The sequence below is a fragment of the Pseudomonas spirodelae genome (assembly GCF_034653255.1).
Lineage (GTDB): Bacteria > Pseudomonadota > Gammaproteobacteria > Pseudomonadales > Pseudomonadaceae > Aquipseudomonas > Aquipseudomonas spirodelae.
In genome coordinates this window covers 359995-380016 of sequence record NZ_JAYEET010000001.1, presented here as the reverse complement: position 1 = coordinate 380016, position 20022 = coordinate 359995, and the positions used below count along the sequence as shown (strand labels likewise).

19 protein-coding genes and 4 tRNA genes are annotated in these 20022 nt (G+C 59.4%); 21 read left to right on the top strand and 2 right to left on the bottom strand.

The genetic code is table 11. From position 1 onward, the window contains the following. The first annotated feature begins 18 nt into the window (after positions 1 to 18). The 8 genes from ltaE to SOP97_RS01790 all read left to right on the top strand — a co-directional run bounded on the left by ltaE (position 19) and on the right by SOP97_RS01790 (position 6069). Positions 19 to 1023: a low-specificity L-threonine aldolase gene (gene ltaE / locus SOP97_RS01825; RefSeq protein WP_322947961.1), complete on the top strand. Its 1005-nt coding sequence runs from the start codon at positions 19 to 21 to the stop codon at positions 1021 to 1023. Between the two features lie 121 nt (positions 1024 to 1144). Next, entirely contained in the window at positions 1145 to 3769 is a 2625-nt protein-coding gene (gene alaS / locus SOP97_RS01820) for an alanine--tRNA ligase (RefSeq protein WP_322947960.1), read from the top strand. A gap of 111 nt (positions 3770 to 3880) precedes the next feature. Then, positions 3881 to 5119 (top strand): aspartate kinase, encoded by a 1239-nt coding sequence (locus tag SOP97_RS01815; protein ID WP_274088858.1) that lies wholly within the window; start codon positions 3881 to 3883, stop codon positions 5117 to 5119. Between the two features lie 185 nt (positions 5120 to 5304). Continuing rightward, a complete protein-coding gene (gene csrA, locus SOP97_RS01810) occupies positions 5305 to 5490 on the top strand; it encodes a carbon storage regulator CsrA (RefSeq protein WP_274088859.1) in 186 nt (61 codons plus the stop codon). Positions 5491 to 5552: 62 nt separating this feature from the next. Then, a tRNA-Ser gene (locus SOP97_RS01805) sits at positions 5553 to 5643 on the top strand. Positions 5644 to 5694: 51 nt separating this feature from the next. Then, positions 5695 to 5771 (top strand) — tRNA-Arg (locus SOP97_RS01800). Positions 5772 to 5843: 72 nt separating this feature from the next. Then, positions 5844 to 5920: transfer RNA gene (locus SOP97_RS01795), tRNA-Arg, on the top strand. A 72-nt stretch (positions 5921 to 5992) separates the two neighbouring features. Then, positions 5993 to 6069 (top strand) — tRNA-Arg (locus SOP97_RS01790). Positions 6070 to 6185: 116 nt separating this feature from the next. On the opposite strand, the gene SOP97_RS01785 is transcribed toward SOP97_RS01790, so the two are convergent. Beyond that, positions 6186 to 6683, bottom strand: a complete 498-nt coding sequence (locus tag SOP97_RS01785) for a DUF4124 domain-containing protein (protein ID WP_322947954.1) — start codon at positions 6681 to 6683, stop codon at positions 6186 to 6188. A 322-nt stretch (positions 6684 to 7005) separates the two neighbouring features. Here SOP97_RS01785 and mgtE point away from each other — a divergent pair, with 322 nt between their 5' ends. From mgtE to SOP97_RS01765, 4 genes are all read left to right on the top strand, one after another. Further along, positions 7006 to 8448, top strand: a complete 1443-nt coding sequence (mgtE, locus tag SOP97_RS01780) for a magnesium transporter (RefSeq protein ID WP_322947952.1) — start codon at positions 7006 to 7008, stop codon at positions 8446 to 8448. Between the two features lie 175 nt (positions 8449 to 8623). Then, positions 8624 to 8875, top strand: coding sequence for an OadG family protein (locus SOP97_RS01775; protein WP_322947949.1), 252 nt, complete (start codon positions 8624 to 8626; stop codon positions 8873 to 8875). Between the two features lie 25 nt (positions 8876 to 8900). Then, entirely contained in the window at positions 8901 to 10676 is a 1776-nt protein-coding gene (gene oadA / locus SOP97_RS01770; RefSeq protein WP_322947947.1) for a sodium-extruding oxaloacetate decarboxylase subunit alpha, read from the top strand. 12 nt (positions 10677 to 10688) lie between these two features. Then, positions 10689 to 11825 (top strand): sodium ion-translocating decarboxylase subunit beta, encoded by a 1137-nt coding sequence (locus SOP97_RS01765; RefSeq protein WP_322947945.1) that lies wholly within the window; start codon positions 10689 to 10691, stop codon positions 11823 to 11825. Between the two features lie 121 nt (positions 11826 to 11946). Here the strand turns inward: SOP97_RS01765 and SOP97_RS01760 are convergent, their stop codons facing one another. After that, positions 11947 to 12264 carry an Arc family DNA-binding protein gene (locus tag SOP97_RS01760; RefSeq protein WP_322947943.1) on the bottom strand — a complete coding sequence of 106 codons (318 nt, stop codon included), beginning with the start codon at positions 12262 to 12264 and terminating at the stop codon, positions 11947 to 11949. Positions 12265 to 12653: 389 nt separating this feature from the next. Here SOP97_RS01760 and phnC point away from each other — a divergent pair, with 389 nt between their 5' ends. The 9 genes from phnC to phnK all read left to right on the top strand — a co-directional run bounded on the left by phnC (position 12654) and on the right by phnK (position 20019). After that, positions 12654 to 13490 carry a phosphonate ABC transporter ATP-binding protein gene (gene phnC, locus SOP97_RS01755; RefSeq protein WP_322947942.1) on the top strand — a complete coding sequence of 279 codons (837 nt, stop codon included), beginning with the start codon at positions 12654 to 12656 and terminating at the stop codon, positions 13488 to 13490. A 54-nt stretch (positions 13491 to 13544) separates the two neighbouring features. Beyond that, the gene (phnD, locus tag SOP97_RS01750; protein WP_322947939.1) at positions 13545 to 14549 is read left to right on the top strand and encodes a phosphonate ABC transporter substrate-binding protein; all 1005 of its coding nucleotides are present in this window, start codon (positions 13545 to 13547) and stop codon (positions 14547 to 14549) included. A gap of 79 nt (positions 14550 to 14628) precedes the next feature. Continuing rightward, on the top strand, positions 14629 to 15423 hold the full coding sequence (phnE, locus tag SOP97_RS01745; protein WP_322947938.1) for a phosphonate ABC transporter, permease protein PhnE: 795 nt from the start codon (positions 14629 to 14631) through the stop codon (positions 15421 to 15423). A gap of 34 nt (positions 15424 to 15457) precedes the next feature. Continuing rightward, positions 15458 to 16162 carry a phosphonate metabolism transcriptional regulator PhnF gene (phnF, locus tag SOP97_RS01740; RefSeq protein WP_322948023.1) on the top strand — a complete coding sequence of 235 codons (705 nt, stop codon included), beginning with the start codon at positions 15458 to 15460 and terminating at the stop codon, positions 16160 to 16162. Between the two features lie 12 nt (positions 16163 to 16174). Beyond that, positions 16175 to 16636: a phosphonate C-P lyase system protein PhnG gene (phnG, locus tag SOP97_RS01735; protein WP_274088870.1), complete on the top strand. Its 462-nt coding sequence runs from the start codon at positions 16175 to 16177 to the stop codon at positions 16634 to 16636. Continuing rightward, the gene (gene phnH / locus SOP97_RS01730) at positions 16636 to 17247 is read left to right on the top strand and encodes a phosphonate C-P lyase system protein PhnH (RefSeq protein ID WP_274088871.1); all 612 of its coding nucleotides are present in this window, start codon (positions 16636 to 16638) and stop codon (positions 17245 to 17247) included. Before phnG ends, phnH begins: the two co-directional genes overlap by 1 nt. Further along, on the top strand, positions 17247 to 18338 hold the full coding sequence (locus SOP97_RS01725) for a carbon-phosphorus lyase complex subunit (protein ID WP_322947935.1): 1092 nt from the start codon (positions 17247 to 17249) through the stop codon (positions 18336 to 18338). The genes phnH and SOP97_RS01725 overlap by 1 nt, the downstream gene beginning before the upstream one ends. Further along, entirely contained in the window at positions 18335 to 19213 is an 879-nt protein-coding gene (locus SOP97_RS01720) for an alpha-D-ribose 1-methylphosphonate 5-phosphate C-P-lyase PhnJ (RefSeq protein WP_322947933.1), read from the top strand. Before SOP97_RS01725 ends, SOP97_RS01720 begins: the two co-directional genes overlap by 4 nt. Then, positions 19210 to 20019: a phosphonate C-P lyase system protein PhnK gene (gene phnK / locus SOP97_RS01715; protein WP_322947931.1), complete on the top strand. Its 810-nt coding sequence runs from the start codon at positions 19210 to 19212 to the stop codon at positions 20017 to 20019. Before SOP97_RS01720 ends, phnK begins: the two co-directional genes overlap by 4 nt. Positions 20020 to 20022: the final 3 nt, after the last annotated feature.

Below are 20022 nucleotides of genomic sequence, written 5' to 3'. Positions count from 1 at the left end.
ATCTAAGGATTGCCCACCATGCCCATCATCGACCTGCGCAGCGACACCGTCACCCAGCCGACTCCGGGTATGCGCGAGGCCATGCAAGCCGCTGAGCTGGGGGATGACGTGTACGGCGAAGATCCTACGGTCAACCGCCTCGAGCACTACCTGGCCGCTGAGTTGGGTTTCGAGGCTGCGTTGTTTGTGCCCACCGGCACCATGAGTAACCTGCTTGGCCTAATGGCCCATTGCGCGCGTGGCGATGAGTACATCGTCGGTCAGCAGGCGCACACCTATAAATATGAAGGTGGCGGCGCGGCGGTACTCGGTTCGATCCAGCCGCAGCCGATTGAGGGCGAGGCAGATGGTTCGCTGGACCTGGACAAGATTGAAGCGGCCATCAAGCAGGATGACTTTCACTTTGCCCGCACCCGCCTGTTGGCGCTGGAAAACACCATGCAGGGCAAGGTCCTGCCTCAGGCCTATCTGCAGGCAGCGCGCGAGCTGACCACGCGCCGCGGTCTGGCTCTGCACCTGGACGGCGCGCGCCTATATAACGCGGCAGTCAAGCTGGGCGTGCCGGCGCGGCAGATTACTCAGTACTTTGATTCGGTGTCAGTGTGCCTGTCCAAGGGGCTTGGTGCGCCGGTGGGGTCGGTGCTGTGCGGCTCAGCCGAGCTTATTGGTCGGGCGCGGCGTTTGCGCAAGATGGTCGGCGGCGGCATGCGCCAGGCCGGCATGCTCGCGGCAGCAGGGTTGTATGCACTAGAGCATCAGGTGCAGCGGCTGGCTGACGACCATGCCAATGCCGAGCGTTTGGCCGCCGGCTTGCGTGAGTTGGGTTATGCAGTCGAGCCGGTGCAGACCAATATGGTCTACGTCGCGGTGGGTGAGCAGGCTGGCGCATTGCAGGCGTTCTGCGCCGCGCGGGGCATCAAGCTCTCGGCGGCGCCGCGTTTGCGCATGGTGACGCACCTGGATATCGCCGCTGCGGATATCGAACAGGTGATTGCGGCCTTTGCCGCTTTTCGCGTGAGCTGAATAGCTCTGGGCTTTTAATAGCCGTTATCTATCAATAAAGTCACTAGCCCCATGGCGCAGGGCCGATATAATGCGGCCCTTTGCCGGCTTTGTTGTGGCCGCTGGTTTTTGGAAGATTCCTATGAAAAGCGCAGAAATCCGTGAAGCCTTCCTCAGCTTCTTCGAACAGAAGGGACACACCCGTGTCGCCTCCAGCTCCCTGATTCCGGGCAATGACCCGACCCTGTTGTTCACCAACGCGGGGATGAACCAGTTCAAGGATTGCTTCCTCGGCCTGGAAAAGCGCGCCTATACCCGCGCCACCAGCAGCCAGAAGTGCGTACGCGCCGGCGGCAAGCATAACGATTTGGAGAACGTCGGTTATACCGCGCGTCACCACACCTTCTTCGAAATGCTGGGTAATTTCAGCTTTGGCGACTATTTCAAGCGTGATGCCATTCATTTCGCCTGGGAATTTTTGACCGGCGACGCCTGGCTCAAGCTGCCGAAAGAAAAACTCTGGGTCACCGTCTATGCCAGCGACGATGAAGCCTATGACATTTGGAACAAAGAAATCGGCGTGCCGGCTGAGCGGATGATCCGCATCGGCGATAACAAGGGCGCGCCGTATGCCTCGGACAACTTCTGGGCCATGGGTGATACCGGTCCGTGTGGCCCGTGCACCGAGATTTTCTTCGACCACGGCGAGCACATCTGGGGCGGCCCACCCGGTTCGCCAGAAGAAGACGGTGATCGCTACATCGAAATCTGGAACAACGTCTTTATGCAGTTCAACCGCACGGCTGACGGCGTGATGCATCCGCTGCCAGCGCCGAGTGTGGATACGGGCATGGGCCTGGAGCGCATTAGCGCGGTGCTGCAACACGTCAACTCGAACTACGAGATCGACCTGTTCCAGAGCCTGCTGAATGCCGCGGCCAAGGCCATCGGTTGTGCCAACGAAGCCCAGGCGTCGCTGAAAGTGGTGGCCGACCATATCCGCTCGTGCGGCTTCCTAATCGCTGACGGCGTGACGCCGTCCAACGAAGGTCGCGGCTACGTGCTGCGCCGCATTATCCGTCGCGCCTGCCGTCACGGTAACAAGCTGGGCGCCAAGGGCAGCTTCTTCTACCAGATCGTTGCCGCGTTGGTGGCCGAGATGGGCGATGCCTTCCCTGAGCTGAAACAGCAGCAGGCGCATATCGAGCGCGTGCTGAAAACCGAAGAAGAGCAGTTCGCCAAGACCCTGGAACAGGGCCTGAAGATTCTCGAGCAGGATCTGGCCGAACTCGAAGGCACGGTGATTCCGGGCGATGTGATCTTCAAGCTGTATGACACTTTCGGCTTCCCGATGGACCTTACCGGCGACATCGCCCGTGAGCGCGAGCTGACTCTGGATGAAGCAGGCTTTGAGCGCGAGATGGAAGAGCAGCGCAAGCGCGCTCGTTCTGCCAGCGCGTTCGGCATGGACTACAACAGCCTGGTCAAGGTCGACAGCGACACCGCGTTCCTCGGCTATCAGGGCACCAGCGGCAGCGGCAAGATCATTGCGCTGTTCAAGGCTGGTCAGGCAGTCGACAGTCTGGGCGAAGGCGAGGAGGGCGTTGTGGTCCTCGATCAGACGCCGTTCTACGCCGAGTCCGGTGGTCAGGTCGGCGACTGCGGTTTCCTTGAAGGCGCTGGCGTGCGTTTCGATGTGCGTGATACCACTAAGGCGGGTGGCGCGATCCTGCACCACGGGGTTGCTGTTAAAGGTGGCCTGAGCGTCGGCACCTCGGTCAAGGCCGAAGTGGATGCCAGCGTACGCCAGGCCACTGCACTTAATCATTCGGCCACCCACTTGCTGCACGCGGCTTTGCGTCAGGTATTGGGTGAGCACGTTACGCAGAAGGGCTCGTTGGTCGACAGTCAGCGTCTGCGCTTCGACTTCAGTCACTTCGAGGCGATCACGCCGGCGCAGTTGAAAGAACTGGAAGCCATCGTCAACCGCGAAGTGCGCGGCAATAGCGACGTTGAAACCCTGGAAACCGACATCGAAACCGCCAAGGCCAAAGGTGCCATGGCGCTGTTTGGTGAAAAGTACGGTGATCAGGTGCGCGTATTGAGCATGGGCGGCGACTTCTCGGTTGAGCTGTGTGGCGGTATTCACGCCAAGCGTACGGGCGATATCGGCCTGTTCAAAATTATCAGTGAGAGCGGTGTGGCTGCCGGTGTGCGGCGTATTGAAGCGGTCACCGGTGCTGTCGCGTTTGCCTACCTCAACGCGGCGGAAGAGCAGCTGAAAGAGGCCGCTGTACTGGTCAAAGGCAGTCGCGAAAATCTCTTGGATAAGCTTGCCGGTGTGCTGGAGCGTAATCGCCAGCTGGAAAAAGAGCTGGAACAGCTCAAGGCCAAGGCCGCCAGTGCGGCGGGTAATGACCTGGCCGGTTCTGCCATCGACGTGAAAGGCATCAAGGTGCTCAGTGCGCGTCTCGATGGGGTGGATGGCAAGGCGTTGCTGGCCTTGGTCGATCAGTTGAAAAACAAGCTTGGCAGTGCGGTGATTCTGTTGGGTGGCGTGCAGGATGAAAAGGTCGTGCTCGTTGCTGGTGTGACCAAAGATCTGACAGCCAAGCTGAAGGCGGGCGATCTGATGAAGCAAGCGGCTGCGGCCGTAGGTGGCAAAGGGGGTGGACGTCCGGATATGGCGCAAGGTGGTGGCGTTGACGCTGCTGCGCTGGATGCTGCTTTGGGCTTGGCTGCTGCGTTCGCCGAACAAGGTCTGTAAGCGCCTGATTCTGGGTGTGCAGCCCGAGGCCCGATCTACGCCCGGCGGGCCTTGGTAGGTATTGAGTTATGTGTTTAATGGGCGCCCTTCACGGGCTGAGGCGGCTTTGAAATGGCTTTGATCGTACAGAAATTTGGCGGCACTTCCGTCGGCACTGTTGAGCGTATTCAGCAGGTGGCCGCGAAGGTGAAGAAATTCCGTGAAAACGGAGATGACATTGTGGTTGTGGTTTCCGCCATGAGCGGTGAAACCAATCGCCTGGTCGAGCTAGCCAAACAGGTTAGTGATGGTCAGCCGGTACCGCGTGAATTCGACGTAATGGTCTCGACCGGCGAGCAGGTCACCATTGCCTTGTTAGCCATGGCGCTGATCAAGATTGGCGTGCCTGCGGTGTCCTATACCGGTAACCAGGTGCGCATCCTCACGGACAGTGCGCACAACAAGGCGCGCATCCTGCAGATCGATGATCAGAAACTGCGTACCGACCTTAAGGCTGGGCGTGTGGTGGTGGTTGCCGGTTTCCAGGGTGTTGATGAGCACGGCAATATCACCACCCTTGGGCGTGGTGGCTCCGACACTACCGGTGTGGCCCTGGCGGCTGCGTTAAAAGCCGATGAGTGCCAGATTTATACCGATGTCGATGGCGTTTACACCACCGATCCACGGGTTGTGCCAAAGGCTCAGCGCTTAAGCAAAATCACCTTCGAAGAAATGCTGGAGATGGCCAGCCTCGGTTCCAAGGTGCTGCAAATTCGTGCGGTGGAGTTCGCCGGCAAATACAACGTCCCGCTGCGCGTGTTGCACAGCTTTCAAGAGGGTCCGGGCACCCTCATTACTATTGATGAAGAGGAATCCATGGAACAGCCGATTATCTCTGGCATCGCTTTTAATCGCGATGAGGCCAAGCTGACTATCCGTGGCGTACCGGATATTCCGGGCGTAGCGTTCAAGATCCTCGGGCCGATCAGTGCCGCCAATGTAGAGGTGGACATGATCGTGCAAAACGTTGCGCACGATAACACCACCGACTTCACCTTCACCGTGCATCGCAATGACTACAGCAATGCCATGCTCGTGCTGGAGAAAACGGCTCAGGAATTGGGTGCGCGTGAAGTGGTTGGCAATACCGACATCGCCAAGGTTTCCATCGTGGGCGTTGGTATGCGCTCCCACGCAGGGGTTGCCAGCCGTATGTTTGAGTCTCTGGCTCAAGAAAACATCAACATCCAGATGATCTCCACCTCGGAAATCAAAGTCTCGGTGGTAATCGAGGAGAAATACCTGGAGTTGGCGGTGCGCGCCCTGCACACTGCTTTTGAACTGGATGCCCCGGCCCGACAGGGCGACTAAGGCATCATCCGAAAGGCGCGGGCTATCCCGCGCCTTTCGTCTTTTTTGGCTGGTGTGGGCCGGAACTTTCTTTCTGCTCACACTGGTCAATACTTGGGTGAAGGCTCTGCTTGAGATGTTCGGGGCTGCCACCATTTTTTTGCAGACTGCTGTTGTCTTGAAATGATATCCGTAAGGAGAAAGGAATGCTGATTCTGACTCGTCGGGTTGGAGAGACCCTGATGGTGGGTGACGAAGTCACTGTCACCGTGCTGGGTGTGAAGGGTAATCAGGTGCGTATTGGCGTTAACGCGCCAAAAGAAGTTGCTGTGCACCGTGAGGAAATCTACCAGCGCATCCAGAAAGAGAAGGGTGAAGAACCAAGCCTCTAATTTTTATCGAAATTTTGGCTTTGCAAACGGGGAAAACATGGTTATCATGCGCCCCGTGTTGCGGAGAGGTGGCCGAGTGGCCGAAGGCGCTCCCCTGCTAAGGGAGTACATCTCAAAAGGGTGTCGGGGGTTCGAATCCCCCCTTCTCCGCCATTATTGAGTGTTGTAGATGCGGTTTGGATATCTACAGTGCGAACGTTACATGCACTCATAGCTCAGCTGGATAGAGTACTCGGCTACGAACCGAGCGGTCGGAGGTTCGAATCCTCCTGAGTGCACCAAATAGGAATGGCTTGCAGCAATGCAAGCCATTTTGTTTCAGCCAGCGGTGATCTGGTTTAAAAGCGCCACATGCACTCATAGCTCAGCTGGATAGAGTACTCGGCTACGAACCGAGCGGTCGGAGGTTCGAATCCTCCTGAGTGCACCAAATAAGAATGGCCTGCAGCAATGCAAGCCATTTTGTTTCAGCCAGCGGTGATCTGGTTTAAAAGCGCCACATGCACTCATAGCTCAGCTGGATAGAGTACTCGGCTACGAACCGAGCGGTCGGAGGTTCGAATCCTCCTGAGTGCACCAAACAAGAAGGGTCTGCAGCGATGCAGGCCCTTTTTTATGGCCGCAATCACGGCGGCCATCCTGCAGGTCGCCGTCCTCCGGCGTTGCTGGTTGCGGTTAGTGATTGTTCGCGCGATTTAGCGCTTGACCTTGCCTTTGACGCAGCCGGCTTCATCGAAGCTGACGTTGCGCTTGCTGCCTTTCTTGCCCTGATAAACGTAACGCGTCTGGCCATTCTGCTCGGTGATCTTGTCCGGCTTGCCCAGGCTGCTCTCAACGTCGCTGCGGTTCATGCCTACACGTATCTGTTGCTTGATGATGGCTGCGCGGCGTTCGCTGCTGTTCAGATGGTTGCCGCAGCCATCCTGTTTGATCCCGATGACCGTCAAGTCCTGTTCAGCCTGCTTCTGGCTCTCGCGTGCCGCTTTACGCGGTTTTGCCAGCGGCACTGGCTTGCCGTTGCCGGGCGTAGGGTTGTAGGCCTGCTGCAGGCTCTTGCTGTGGTCGTCGGGGCAGCCTTGGCGGGTGAAGGTGATGTGGCCGTTAGCGTCTTCGCAGCGAAATACGCTTGAACCGAGTGCCGGCAGTGGGCAAAGCAAAATGGCGCAGATAGCTGCGCAGGGCAATCCTTGCATGGTACGTCCTCCTTAACGGTGCATGTGCAAGCGTAGTCGATAGCGATGTCAGTGCCAGGCGTGCCTTTGCCAGTGCCCGGCACGTCGCAATGAACGATGCAGGCGCGTTTAAATGTGTGTTGTAAGCGCTTGTTCCTGGATTATTTGTTTGCCGCATGCAAAGCGCCGGTGCGGTGGTATCATTCGCCGCGTCAGCCCCGCCGGGGCTTGTGGATTACCACCATGGACTTACCCAGTAGTTACGTTGAATCTCGATTGTGCAATCACGTGTTGACTGATTGACCCTCTTTGGCGTGCGCTGCCGCTGGGGGTGGAGTGCGCCATGACTGAAGTAGAAGCAAAAAAGCCGCAAGAAAGCCTGCAGGACCGCCTGGCTCAGGTGGTCGAGCTATTGCATCGGCATAAGCTGGTTGAAGACCTGACTCATCGTCAGGAAGGCCAGCACCACGACCGGGTAGAAAACCTGGTGCACCGGCAGAACCTGGCCGAGTTGCAACGCAAGCTCGATGACCTGCACTCCGCTGACGTTGCCCACATCCTCGAGGCGTTGCCGCTGGATGACCGCCAGACTGTCTGGCAGCTGGTCAAGGCTGAGCGCGACGGTGACATCCTCCTCGAAGTGTCCGATGCAGTGCGTGAAACCCTGCTCGCCGACATGGACGACCATGAGATTCTCGCGGCAGCCAAGGAAATGGACGCCGACGAATTGGCCGACCTGGCTTCCGAGCTGCCGCGTGATGTCGTGCATGAGCTGATGGAAACCCTCGACGCGCAGCAGCGTGAGCGCGTGCGTTCGGCGTTGTCCTACGAGGATGACCAGGTCGGCGCGTTGATGGACTTCGAGATGGTCACCATCCGCGAAGATGTCAGCCTGGAAGTGGTGTTGCGTTACCTACGTCGCCTCAAGGAGTTGCCGGGGCACACCGACAAGCTGTTTGTGGTGGATTACGACGGTGTGCTCAAGGGCGTGTTGCCGGTTAAGCGGCTATTGGTTAACGATCCGGAGAAGTTGGTCAGTGAGGTTATGGCCACCGATCCGGTGAGCTTCCATCCGGATGAAAATGCCTACGACGCCGCTCAAGCGTTCGAGCGTTATGACCTGATCTCCACGCCGGTGGTGGACAAGAACGGCAAGCTGATTGGCCGTCTGACCATCGATGAAATGGTCGATTTGATTCGTGAGGAAAGCGAAAGCGAAGTCCTCAACATGGCCGGCTTGCGCGAGGAAGAAGACATTTTCGCCTCGGTGTGGAAGTCCCTGCGTAACCGCTGGGCCTGGTTGGCGATCAACCTCGTGACCGCGTTTATGGCCTCGCGCGTGATTGGCCTGTTCGAAGATTCCATCGAGAAACTGGTCGCCCTGGCTGCACTGATGCCGATCGTTGCGGGCATCGGTGGGAACTCGGGTAACCAGACCATCACCATGATCGTGCGGGCCATGGCGCTGGATCAGGTCAGTACTGGCAATACCTCGCGCTTGATTCGCAAAGAGCTGGGGGTCGCCTTGATCAACGGTATTGTCTGGGGCGGGGTTATTGGCGTGGTCGCCTATTTACTCTATGGCAGCTGGTCGCTGGGCGTGGTGATGACCGCTGCGATGGTGCTCAACCTGCTGTTGGCGGCGCTGATGGGGGTGTTGATTCCTATGACGCTAGTGCGCATGGGGCGCGATCCAGCCCTGGGGGCTAGTGTAATGATTACCGCGGTCACGGACAGCGGCGGCTTCTTTATCTTCCTGGGTTTGGCCAGTCTGTTCCTGCTCTAGTGGGCTGGTTTTTGCCTGCTGCGCCTGTGGCTGGCAAATCGCGCAAGTAGTCCGTATGGGGTTTGCTTCAAACGTTCGTTTCACGCTAAGGTTCGCCAGCTTTGCCTGGGACAGGGTCCCGGGCGCTCCTATCTAATAATTAACGCAGCTCGCACGAGCGGGTATTGGAGCCAAGATGACCCCTAGTGAACTCCTGCTCGAGGGTGTCGAGCTCATGCTATTCGGCCTGGGCTTCGTATTTCTCTTTCTAGTGTTATTGGTGATGGTAATCCGCGTGATGTCGTGGGTTATTGGGCAGTTTGCCGCGAAAGCACCGATTCCCCTCGCTGCACCATTGGCCGTCAAACCGTCCTCGGACGAGCCGAGTGCCGATGTGCTCGCCGCCATTCAATCCGCTATTCACCAGCACCGCGCCCGCCGCGGGTGAGCCAGGTTCGACAGGGAGCATCTGCATGACTGCCGTAAAGAAAGCCCTCGGAATTACTGATGTGGTGCTGCGTGACGCGCACCAGTCGATCCTGGCCACTCGTGTGCGCCTGGAGGACATGCTGCCGATCGCTGGCAAGCTCGATCAAGTCGGTTTTTGGTCTGTAGAGACCTGGGGCGGCGCTACCTTTGACTCCTGCATCCGCTACCTGGGTGAAGACCCGTGGGAGCGTATTCGTGCGCTGAAAAAGGCCATGCCCAATACGCCTCAGCAGATGCTGCTGCGTGGGCAGAACCTGCTCGGTTATCGCCATTACGCCGATGACGTGGTGGAAAAATTCGTCGAGCGCGCCGCGTTCAATGGTGTCGATGTATTCCGCGTATTCGATGCGATGAACGACCCGCGCAACCTGCAGACCGCGCTGAAAGCCGTAAAACAGCAGGGTAAGCATGCTCAGGGCACCATCTCTTACACCACCAGTCCGGTGCATACCCCGGATATGTGGCTCGATCTGGCTAAGCAGATCGAAGACATGGGTGCCGACTCTATCGCGATTAAGGACATGGCCGGCATTCTTAATCCTTATGTCGCGTTTGATTTGGTCACGCGCCTGAAGGCAACCCTGTCGATCCCAATTCATCTGCATTGCCATGCCACTGCAGGTTTGTCGACCGCCGCCATCGTCAAGGCGGTTGAAGCGGGCATCGACAACGTCGATACGGCGATTTCCTCGCTGTCGATGACTTATGGCCACTCGCCAACCGAGTCTGTGGTGGCGATTTTCCAGGGTTCCGAGCGCGATACCGGCCTGAACCTGGAGTTGCTCGAAGAGATCGCGGCTTACTTCCGTGATGTGCGGAAGAAATACGCCAAATTTGAAGGCAACCTCAAGGGTGTCGACTCGCGCATTCTGGTCGCTCAGGTGCCGGGTGGCATGCTGACTAACATGGAAAGCCAGCTGAAAGAGCAGGGCGCGCAGGATAAATTCGACGAAGTGCTGGCCGAGATCCCGCGGGTGCGCGAAGACCTCGGCTTTATCCCGTTGGTAACGCCGACCTCGCAGATCGTAGGGACTCAGGCGGTGATCAACGTGCTTACCGGTGAGCGCTACAAGTCGATCACCAAGGAAACGGCTGGCGTGTTGAAAGGCGAATACGGCGCAGCGCCTGCGCCGTTCAATAAAGCCTTGCAGGCGCGTGTGCTTGATGGTGCTGAAGCCATTATCTGTCGTCCGGCCGATCTGCTTGATGATGAAATGGACAAGCTGACTGCCGAGCTCCGAGGCATTGCTAAAGAGAAGGGCATCAAGCTGGCCGCCGATGAAGTCGACGACGTGCTGACCTATGCACTGTTCCCGCAGATTGGCCTGAAGTTCTTGGAGAACCGCGGCAATCCAGCAGCCTTTGAACCGGTGCCGACGGGTAAGGAAACCCTTGTTCGCGAAGTCGGTAAGCCCGAGGTCTACACCGTTGAAGTGAATGGTAAGTCCTATGTGGTGCAGGTGGGTGAAGGTGGTGATATCGAAGGGCTCAAAGCTGTTGGCGGCGCGACTTCTGCGACTGCAGCGGTAGCGGCGCCGGTTGGCGCTGGTGAGCCGCAGAATGCGCCGCTGGCGGGCAATATCTTCAAGGTATTGGTGCAGCCTGGTCAGGCTGTAGAAGAAGGGCAGTTGGTGATCATCCTCGAAGCCATGAAGATGGAAACCGAAATTCGCGCGTTCAAGGCCGGCACTGTCGCTGCGGTCAACGTCAAAGTGGGTGATGCGGTAGCGGTGGGCGACAGCCTGCTGGCCATCGGTTAAGGGAGCGCAGTAATGGATAAGCTCCTCAAGCTCTGGCATAGCACGGGCCTGTACCACATCGAAGTCGGTCAGCTGTTTATGATCGCGGTGTGCATCCTGCTGATTTACCTGGCGATCAAGAAGGGCTTTGAGCCTTTGCTGCTGCTGCCCATTGGTTTTGGCGGCCTGTTGGCCAACATTCCGGTGGCCAATATGGCCGAAGGCAGCGGCTTTTTGCACATGATTTACGAGGTGGGCCTGCCCACCAGTATCTTCCCGTTGCTGATCTTTCTCGGGGTCGGCGCCATGACCGACTTCGGGCCGATGCTGGCCAACCCCAAGACCCTGCTACTCGGTGCGGCGGCGCAATTCGGGATTTTCGGTACGCTGATGGGTGCGCTGGCGCTCACGGCGCTGGGTATTCCGGGGTTGGAGTTCACTCTAAAGGAGGCGGCATCGATTGCGATTATTGGCGGTGCCGATGGCCCAACCTCGATTTTCGTGACCTCCAAGCTGGCCCCGCACTTGCTCGGCCCCATTGCCGTGGCGGCTTATGCCTACATGGCGCTGGTGCCGTTGATTCAGCCGCCGATCATGCGTGCGCTGACCACCAAGGAAGAGCGCTCGATTGTCATGCAACAACTGCGTCCGGTGGGGCAGGGCGAGAAGATCATCTTCCCGATTGTGCTGTGTCTGTTGATTGGCCTGTTGCTGCCTGACGCTGCGCCGCTGATCGGGATGTTTGCCCTTGGCAATCTGTTGCGTGAAGCCGGTGTGGTCGAGCGTCTGGCGGATACCTCGCGCAATGCGCTGATCAATATCGTCACCATCTTCCTTGGCCTGACGGTTGGCTCGAAGCTCTCGGCGGAATCGTTCCTGCAATTGAAGACGCTGGGTATTCTCAGCCTGGGCATGATCGCATTCTGCGCCGGTACGGCAGCTGGGGTGTTGATGGCCAAATTGATGAACCTGTTCAGCAGCAACAAGATCAACCCGTTGATCGGTTCGGCTGGGGTGTCTGCGGTGCCAATGGCGGCGCGGGTATCGAACAAGGTCGGCCTGGAAGCCAACCCGCAGAACTTCCTGCTGATGCACGCCATGGGCCCGAATGTGGCGGGTGTGATCGGTTCGGCCGTTGCAGCGGGTGTGTTGCTCAACTTTGTCGGCTGAGTTCGCACTGAAATAAAAAAACCGCCTGAGTAGGCGGTTTTTTTATGGGCGTGATTTGGCGTTTTGAGTGATTTATGAGCAAAAAAAACCGGCCATGGCCGGTTTTCAGTCGAAGCTGCAATCAGCCTTCTTCGTTAGCCATCTCGGCATCGTGAGCAATTAATGCCACTAGAGCATTTTGCTGACGACGTGACAGCTGGCGAAAGCGCTGCAGCAACTCACGTTCATGCAGCGACAGCTCAGGGCTATCGAGACGCATGTTGAGGTCATCACCCAAGGCGCTTTCCTGGAGCATGCTTTGCTCAAGGCGAGCAATGATCTCCGAGTTCATGCTGCGGTGATGGTTACGTGCGACATCCGCAATACGTTCGCGCATACCGTCGGGCAGGCGAACTACGAACTTGTCAGCGGTACGGCTGGAATAGAGTGCTTGTTTCATAGGGCGCGTACATTAAACCGGTTAGTTCAGGAAAGCGATACTGGCAATGGGCTATAGCATAGTCAGCGTTTTGACCAGCGCCAGCGCTAACCGTTCCGCCAGAAAGTAGATTAGGTATCTACTTGTGACTCGCTTGTCGAGCAGGCAATAAATTGGCGTCAATTATATGTTTTATTTGGCGGTGGGTGTAGCCGCTTCGTCGGCTACGGCTGAAAGAAATGCGCCTTACTGTGCAAAAAGCAACAAATCCCGGTATCGAGATAATTTCCAGTAACCGTCATGTAAGTGTCACGGCTCATTAATAGCCCTGACACAGGATTTGCCTACCTTGGTCTACACCAGAAGGCGGCCCCAAGCCGCGGTGTAACCGTTAATAAAGGAGGCATTCCATGAGTGCAGTGATCCGGGTTGAGCGCCTGAACAAAACGTTCGGCCGTAAACAGGCGCTGTTTGATCTGGCGCTGTCCGTTGAACCCGGTGAAATGGTGGCGTTGATTGGGGCGTCGGGCTCTGGCAAATCAACCCTGCTGCGCCATGTCGCAGGTCTCGCCTGCTGTGATCGCACAGGCGGCGGCAGCATTCAGGTACTGGGCCGCGACGTGCAGGCTGAAGGTCGCTTGAATGCCGATGTGCGCCGGCTGCGCGCGGATATTGGCTATATCTTCCAGCAGTTCAACCTGGTGGGGCGTATCAGCGTGCTGCAGAACGTCCTGCTCGGCTGCCTGGGCCGTATGCCGCGCTGGCGCGGCACCTTGGGTCTGTTCAGCGCTGAAGAAAAACAGCGCGCGCTGCAGGCGTTGGATCGGGTGGGGCTGGCCGATTTGGCGCAGCAGCGCGCCTCGACCCTGTCCGGTGGGCAGCAGCAGCGTGTGGCGATTGCCCGCACCTTGTGCCAGCGCGCCAAGGTGATTCTGGCCGATGAGCCGATTGCCTCACTCGACCCCGAGTCTGCGCGCAAGGTCATGCAGATCCTTGCCGACATCAATCGCGAAGACGGCACCACCGTGGTGGTCACCCTGCATCAGGTCGACTACGCCATGCGTTATTGCCAGCGCGCCGTGGCGTTGAAAGCGGGGCGGATTCATTTCGATGGCGCCGCCGCCGAGCTGCACCCCAACTTTCTTAACGATCTCTATGGCGCCGAGCTTGAAGTAGCGCCGCTGCCCATCGAGAAAGCCCGCCGCGCCCGCACATCGAAAGTACCGCTGGCTCTGGCCAAGGCCTGAGTGATGCCTGCTAGGCCAATTCTTATCTGTTCATCCGCACTAGGAGTGCTTTGCATGTTCAAACGTATCAGTCGCGTTCTTGTCGCCTCCACGCTGCTGGCAGGCTCGGTTATGGGCGCTGCTCAAGCCGCTGAGCAGGAAATCAATTTCGGCATCATCTCCACCGAGTCCTCGCAAAACCTGAAAAGTATGTGGGACCCCTTCCTGGCGGACATGAGCCAGCAGACCGGGCTGAAGATCAACGCCTTCTTCGCCCCTGACTATGCCGGGATCATTCAAGGCATGCGCTTCGACAAGGTCGATATGGCCTGGTACGGCAACAAGTCGGCGATGGAAGCCGTGGACCGCGCCGGCGGCCAGGTGTTTGCGCAAACCGTCGCCGCCAACGGTTCTCAGGGCTATTACAGCCTGATGGTGGCGCACAAGGACAGCCCGATCAATTCGATCGAGGACATGCTGAAAAACGCCTCGAGCCTGACCTTCGCCAACGGTGATCCGAATTCCACCTCGGGTTATCTGGTGCCCGGCTACTACGTGTTTGCGCAGAACAACGCGGACGCCAACAAGATCTTCAAGCGTTCACTCAATGGCAGCCATGAGGTCAACGCGCTGTCGGTGGCCAACAAGCAGATTGATATCGGCACCTTCAACAGTGAAGGCATGGAACGCCTTGAAGTGACCGCGCCCGATAAGGCCGCTCAGCTGAAGGTGATCTGGACCTCGCCGCTGATTCCGTCTGACCCGCTGGTATGGCGCAAGAACCTCGATGACGCCACCAAGAACAAGTTGAGTGAGTTCTTTATGACTTACGGCGACAAGCCGGCTGAGTTGAAGGTGCTCGCTGGGCTGCAGTGGGCCAAATTCAAAGCCTCGGATGACGATCAGCTGTTGCCGATTCGCCAGCTGGAGCTGTTCAAGAAACGCACCGAAGTGACCAACAACGAAAAGCTCAATGCCGCTGACAAGCAGGCCCAACTCAAGGCGCTGGATGCCGAGCTGGCCAAGTTGGAAAAGCGTCTGGCAGAAATTGCCAAGCACAGCCCTGCCAGCGCGGGTTGATGGCCTGAGTCGGCTCGCCTTGCCCTGCATGACCTAAGGGCGAGCCGATGTTCTTTGTTGCTCCATTCGAGATGTCGTTATGACCACCCTAACTACCGCACCTACGCCTGATTTTTCAGCCAAGCGTTCTTGGACGCAGCTGATTGGCTGGGGGCTGTTTATCGCTGTGCTGGCCTGGTCCTGGCAGGGCGCGGAGATGAACCCGCTCGGCCTGATCCGTGACTCCGGCAACATGGCAACCTTCGCCGCGGACTTCTTCCCGCCGGATTTCAGCAACTGGGAGCTGTACCTCAAGGAGATGATCGTCACCGTGCAGATCGCCCTCTGGGGCACGGTGCTGGCGATTGTCTGCGCCATCCCGTTGGGCATTCTCAGTTCCGAGAACATTGTGCCCTGGTGGGTTTACCAGCCGGTTCGCCGGGTGATGGATGCCTGCCGTTCGATCAACGAAATGGTCTTCGCCATGCTCTTTGTGGTGGCGGTCGGTCTGGGGCCATTCGCCGGGGTGCTGGCGCTATTCATCGGCACGACTGGAGTGCTGGCCAAGCTGTTTGCCGAGGCGGTGGAGGCGATTGATCCCGGTCCCGTTGAAGGCGTGCGTGCCACCGGTGCCAGCGCCCTGCAGGAAGTGATCTACGGGGTGATCCCGCAAGTCCTGCCGCTGTGGATCTCCTACTCGCTGTACCGCTTCGAGTCCAACGTGCGCTCGGCCACCGTGGTCGGCATGGTTGGGGCGGGCGGGATCGGGGTGATTCTCTGGGAAGCGATTCGCGGCTTCCAGTTCGCCCAGACCTGCGCCTTGCTGCTGGTGATCATCCTGGTAGTGAGCCTGCTCGACGTCATTTCCCAGCGTCTGCGTAAGCAATTTATCTGACGGAGATAGGCGTCTACGGATGCCTTTTTTAGCTATGCACTTGTCTAGACAACCCGAGCCGCTCTACCGCGAATTGGCTGGCGTGCTGCGCGATGAACTGCAGCGCATGAGCCCCGGTGATTACCTGCCAGGCGAGGTACAGCTGGCCGCGCGTTTTGCGGTCAACCGCCACACCTTGCGCCGCGCCGTGGATGAGCTGGTGCTCGAAGGCCGCCTGCTGCGCCAGCAGGGCAAAGGCACACGGGTGCTGGCTAAACCGCTGATTTACCCCATGCAAGCGGGGAGTGCTTACAGCGCCTCGTTATCGGCGCTCGGCCATCAGGTGGAAGCGCAGTTACTGCAGCGGCACGTGCGTCCGGCCAGTCACGAGGAGCGCAATTATCTACAGCTGCCACCGGGGGCGCATGTGCTGGTACTGAGCACCCTGCGTTTAATCGAGGGGCAGCCCGTCAGCCTGATTCGCCATGCATTCAGTACTCAATACGCCGAGCTGTTGGCGGCTTACCAGGGTGGTTCGCTGCGCCAGTACCTCAGCCAGCGCGGCCTGCCCTTGACCCGCACCTTTAGCTTGATCGGCGCGCGTCTGCCCAGCCGTGAAGAAGCGGCGCGCTTATTAATGCCCAAACACGCTCCGTTGCTGAGTGTGCAAACCCTTTCCCGCGATCTGGCTGGCCAGCCGGTGGAGCTGTCGTTATCGACCAGTCGCGCCGACCGTTTCCAGTACCAGCTCGCTCTTTGATGGAGGCCTGTGATGAACCGCAACCTGCTGCACAGCGACCCGCACATTGCTGCACGTCAACGCTGGATGGGCGTACTTGCCCGCGCCGGTAACGGCTTGGCGGCCTATGAGTCAGCCTTGAAAGAAACCGAGTACAGCCTGATCCGCGCGCCCGAAATCGGCATGACCCTGGTCCGTGGGCGCATGGGGGGGACCGGCAGCCCGTTCAACCTCGGTGAAATGAGCGTGACCCGCTGCGTGGTGCGCCTGACCGATGGCCGTACCGGATACAGCTATGTGGCCGGTCGCGACAAACAGCACGCCGAGCTGGCCGCCCTGGCCGACGCGCACTTGCAGGGCGTCGAGCAGCCGCATTGGCTGAGCCGTTTGATTGAACCACTGGCCGCCGCGCAACAGCACCAACAGGCTGCCAAAGCCGCCGAAACCGCAACCACCCAGGTGGAATTTTTCACCCTGGTCAGAGGAGAAGACTGATGAACGCGGCGAACAGCTCGCAATGGCTGCAACCGGCCTTCAACAATCCTGTACTGGATGCCCAGGCCAGCTTCCGCACTGCGCTTAAAGCCCTGTCGGAGCCGGGTTTGCTACAGCCCATGGATCGTGCGTTGGCGTTGGGCAATCTGCAGCCGGCGACCTACGCCCTGTGCCTGGCCTTTCTCGATGGCGACACGCCGCTATGGTTGGCGCCGTGCTTCGACACCCCGGCGATTCGCGCCAACCTGTCGTTCCACTGCGGTTGTCCGATCGTCGCCGAGCGTGAACTGGCGTTGTTTGCCTTGCTCGATGAGGCGGGCGCCGCTGACCTCTCCGCCTTCGATAACGGCAGCGAGCGTTACCCCGACCAGTCCTGCACCTTGCTGGTTCAGCTCGATGCACTGAGCGGCGGCGAGCCCCTGCGCTGGCGCGGGCCGGGGATCAAGGATGTGCGCAGCGTTGAACTGCCGCTGGCTCCTGTGTTCTGGCAGCAACGCCAAGCGCGCAGTGCCTTCCCTCGCGGCCTGGATGCTTTCTTCGCGGCGGGCGAGCAGGTGATCGGCCTGCCGCGCAGCACTCGCGTACTGCTCAATGCCGAGGAGGCTGCCTGATGTACGTTGCCGTCAAAGGTGGCGAGCGCGCCATCGACAATGCCCACCTGCTGCTAGCCAAACAGCGGCGTGGCGATACTGCAGTTCCAGAACTTAGCGTCGACCAGGTGCGCGAGCAGATGCCACTGGCCGTGGCGCGGGTGATGAGTGAGGGCTCGCTGTATGACCCGCAATTGGCTGCGCTGGCGATCAAGCAGGCGGCCGGCGATTTGATGGAGGCGATCTTCCTGCTGCGCGCTTACCGCACCACGCTGCCGCGCTTCGGTGCCAGCGTCGCGCTGGAGACCACGCAGATGCAGCTGAGCCGGCGCATCTCCGCGACCTTCAAGGATCTGCCCGGCGGTCAGCTGCTTGGGCCGACCTTCGATTACAGCCACCGCCTGCTGGATTTCGCTCTCCTGGCCGACGGCGAACAGCCAGGCCCACAGGTCGATCCACAGGCTGAACTGTCGCCGTGCCCGCGTGTGCTGGATTTTCTCGTCGAAGAAGGCCTGATGGCCCGCGAAGTCGATGACGGTTTAGCGGTGGCGGATATCACCCGCGAGCCGCTGGACTTTCCCGCCAGCCGTGCTCAGCGCCTGCAGGCTTTGGCCCGTGGCGATGAAGGCTTTCTGCTGGCGCTGGGTTATTCCACCCAGCGCGGTTACGGGCGCAATCACCCGTTTGCCGGGGAGATTCGCATCGGTGCGGTTGAGGTTTGGTTGGAACCGGAGGAACTGGGCTTCGCCGTGCCGCTGGGCGATATCGAAGTAACCGAGTGCGAGATGGTCAACCAGTTCGTCGGCGGTAAAGGTATCGATGCGCAGTTCACCCGTGGCTACGGCCTGGCCTTCGGCTATGCCGAGCGCAAGGCTATGGGCATGGCGTTGGTCGATCGTTCGTTGCGCGCTGCTGAGTACGCTGAAGAGGTGGAAGGCCCGGCACAGCAAGAGGAGTTCGTGCTGATGCACTGCGACAACGTCGAGGCCGCCGGCTTCGTCTCGCACCTGAAATTGCCGCACTACGTCGACTTCCAATCCGAGCTGGAGCTGATCCGCAAGCTGCGCAAGCAGGAGCGAGAGCAGCCCGCCGCCGAGGAGCAACGCGCATGAATGCCCAGGCCCATACACAAAACGCGACTGAGGTTGGCTACAACTTCGCTTACCTCGATGAGCAAACCAAACGCATGATCCGCCGTGGCTTACTCAAAGCCGTGGCTATTCCCGGTTATCAAGTGCCCTTCGGTGGCCGCGAGATGCCGTTGCCCTATGGCTGGGGCACTGGTGGTATGCAGCTGACTGCGGCGATTCTCGGTGCTGAGGATGTGCTCAAGGTGATCGACCAGGGCGCGGATGACACCACCAACGCGGTGTCGATCCGCCGTTTCTTCGCCCGCACCGCGGGGGTTAAAACCACCACCCGCACGCCCGAGGCGACGGTGATTCAGACCCGTCACCGGATTCCGGAAACTGCGCTAAGCGGCGATCAGATCATGGTCTATCAGGTGCCGATCCCTGAGCCGCTGCGCTTTATCGAACCCTCGGAAACCGAGACGCGGACCATGCACGCGCTGGAAGACTACGGTGTGATGCACGTGAAGCTGTACGAGGACATTGCCACCTTCGGCCATATTTCCACCAGCTACGCCTACCCGGTGACGGTCGACGAGCGCTACGTGATGGACCCATCACCGATCCCCAAATTCGACAACCCCAAGCTGCACATGAGCCCGGCGCTGATGCTGTTTGGCGCCGGCCGCGAGAAGCGTCTGTATGCCGTGCCGCCGTTTACTCGCGTGGTGAGTCTGGACTTTGAAGACCACCCCTTCGAGATCCAGCGCTGGGACGAATGCTGCGCCTTCTGTGGCAGTCAGGATTCCTACCTGGATGAGCTGATCGTCGACGATGCCGGGAGCAAGCGCTTCGTCTGCTCTGACACCGATTACTGCATGCAACGCCGTGACCTTGAAGAGGAGGGCGAGCAATGAGTGCTGCCGCAAAGTTGCACCTGCACACCGACACGGCGCAGCCGCTGTTTAGCGTGCGTGACCTGACCCGCCTGTACGGCTTGGAGAAGGGCTGCCAGGGCGTGTCGTTTGATCTGTATCCGGGTGAAGTGCTCGGTATCGTCGGCGAGTCCGGTTCGGGCAAGTCGACCCTGCTCAGCCTGCTGTCGGGGCGCTGCCCGCCGGATCGCGGCTCCGTCAGTTATCGCGATACGGCCGGCAACTGGGTCGATCTATACAGCGCCAGTGAAGCGCAGCGCCGCACGCTGCTGCGCACCGAGTGGGGCTTTGTCGAGCAGAACCCGCGTGACGGTCTGCGCATGGGCGTGTCAGCCGGGGCGAATATCGGCGAGCGGCTGATGGCCCAGGGCGTGCGCCATTACGGCGAGTTGCGCGCGGCCGGCATCGACTGGCTGCAACAGGTGGAGATCGACCCGCTGCGTATCGACGACCTGCCGCGCACCTTCTCTGGCGGCATGCAACAGCGCTTGCAGATCGCTCGCAACCTGGTCTCAAGCCCCCGGCTGATCTTTATGGATGAGCCTACCGGCGGCCTCGATGTGTCGGTGCAGGCGCGCCTGCTCGACCTGCTGCGCGGCCTGGTGCGCGAGCTGGACCTGGCGGTGGTGATCGTCACCCACGACCTGGCCGTGGCGCGCTTGCTGGCGGACCGGCTGATGGTGATGCGCCGCTCCCACGTGGTCGAGGCCGGGCTGACCGACCAGATTCTCGATGACCCGCAGCATCCCTATTCGCAGTTGCTGGTGTCTTCGGTGCTGCAGCCCTAGTTC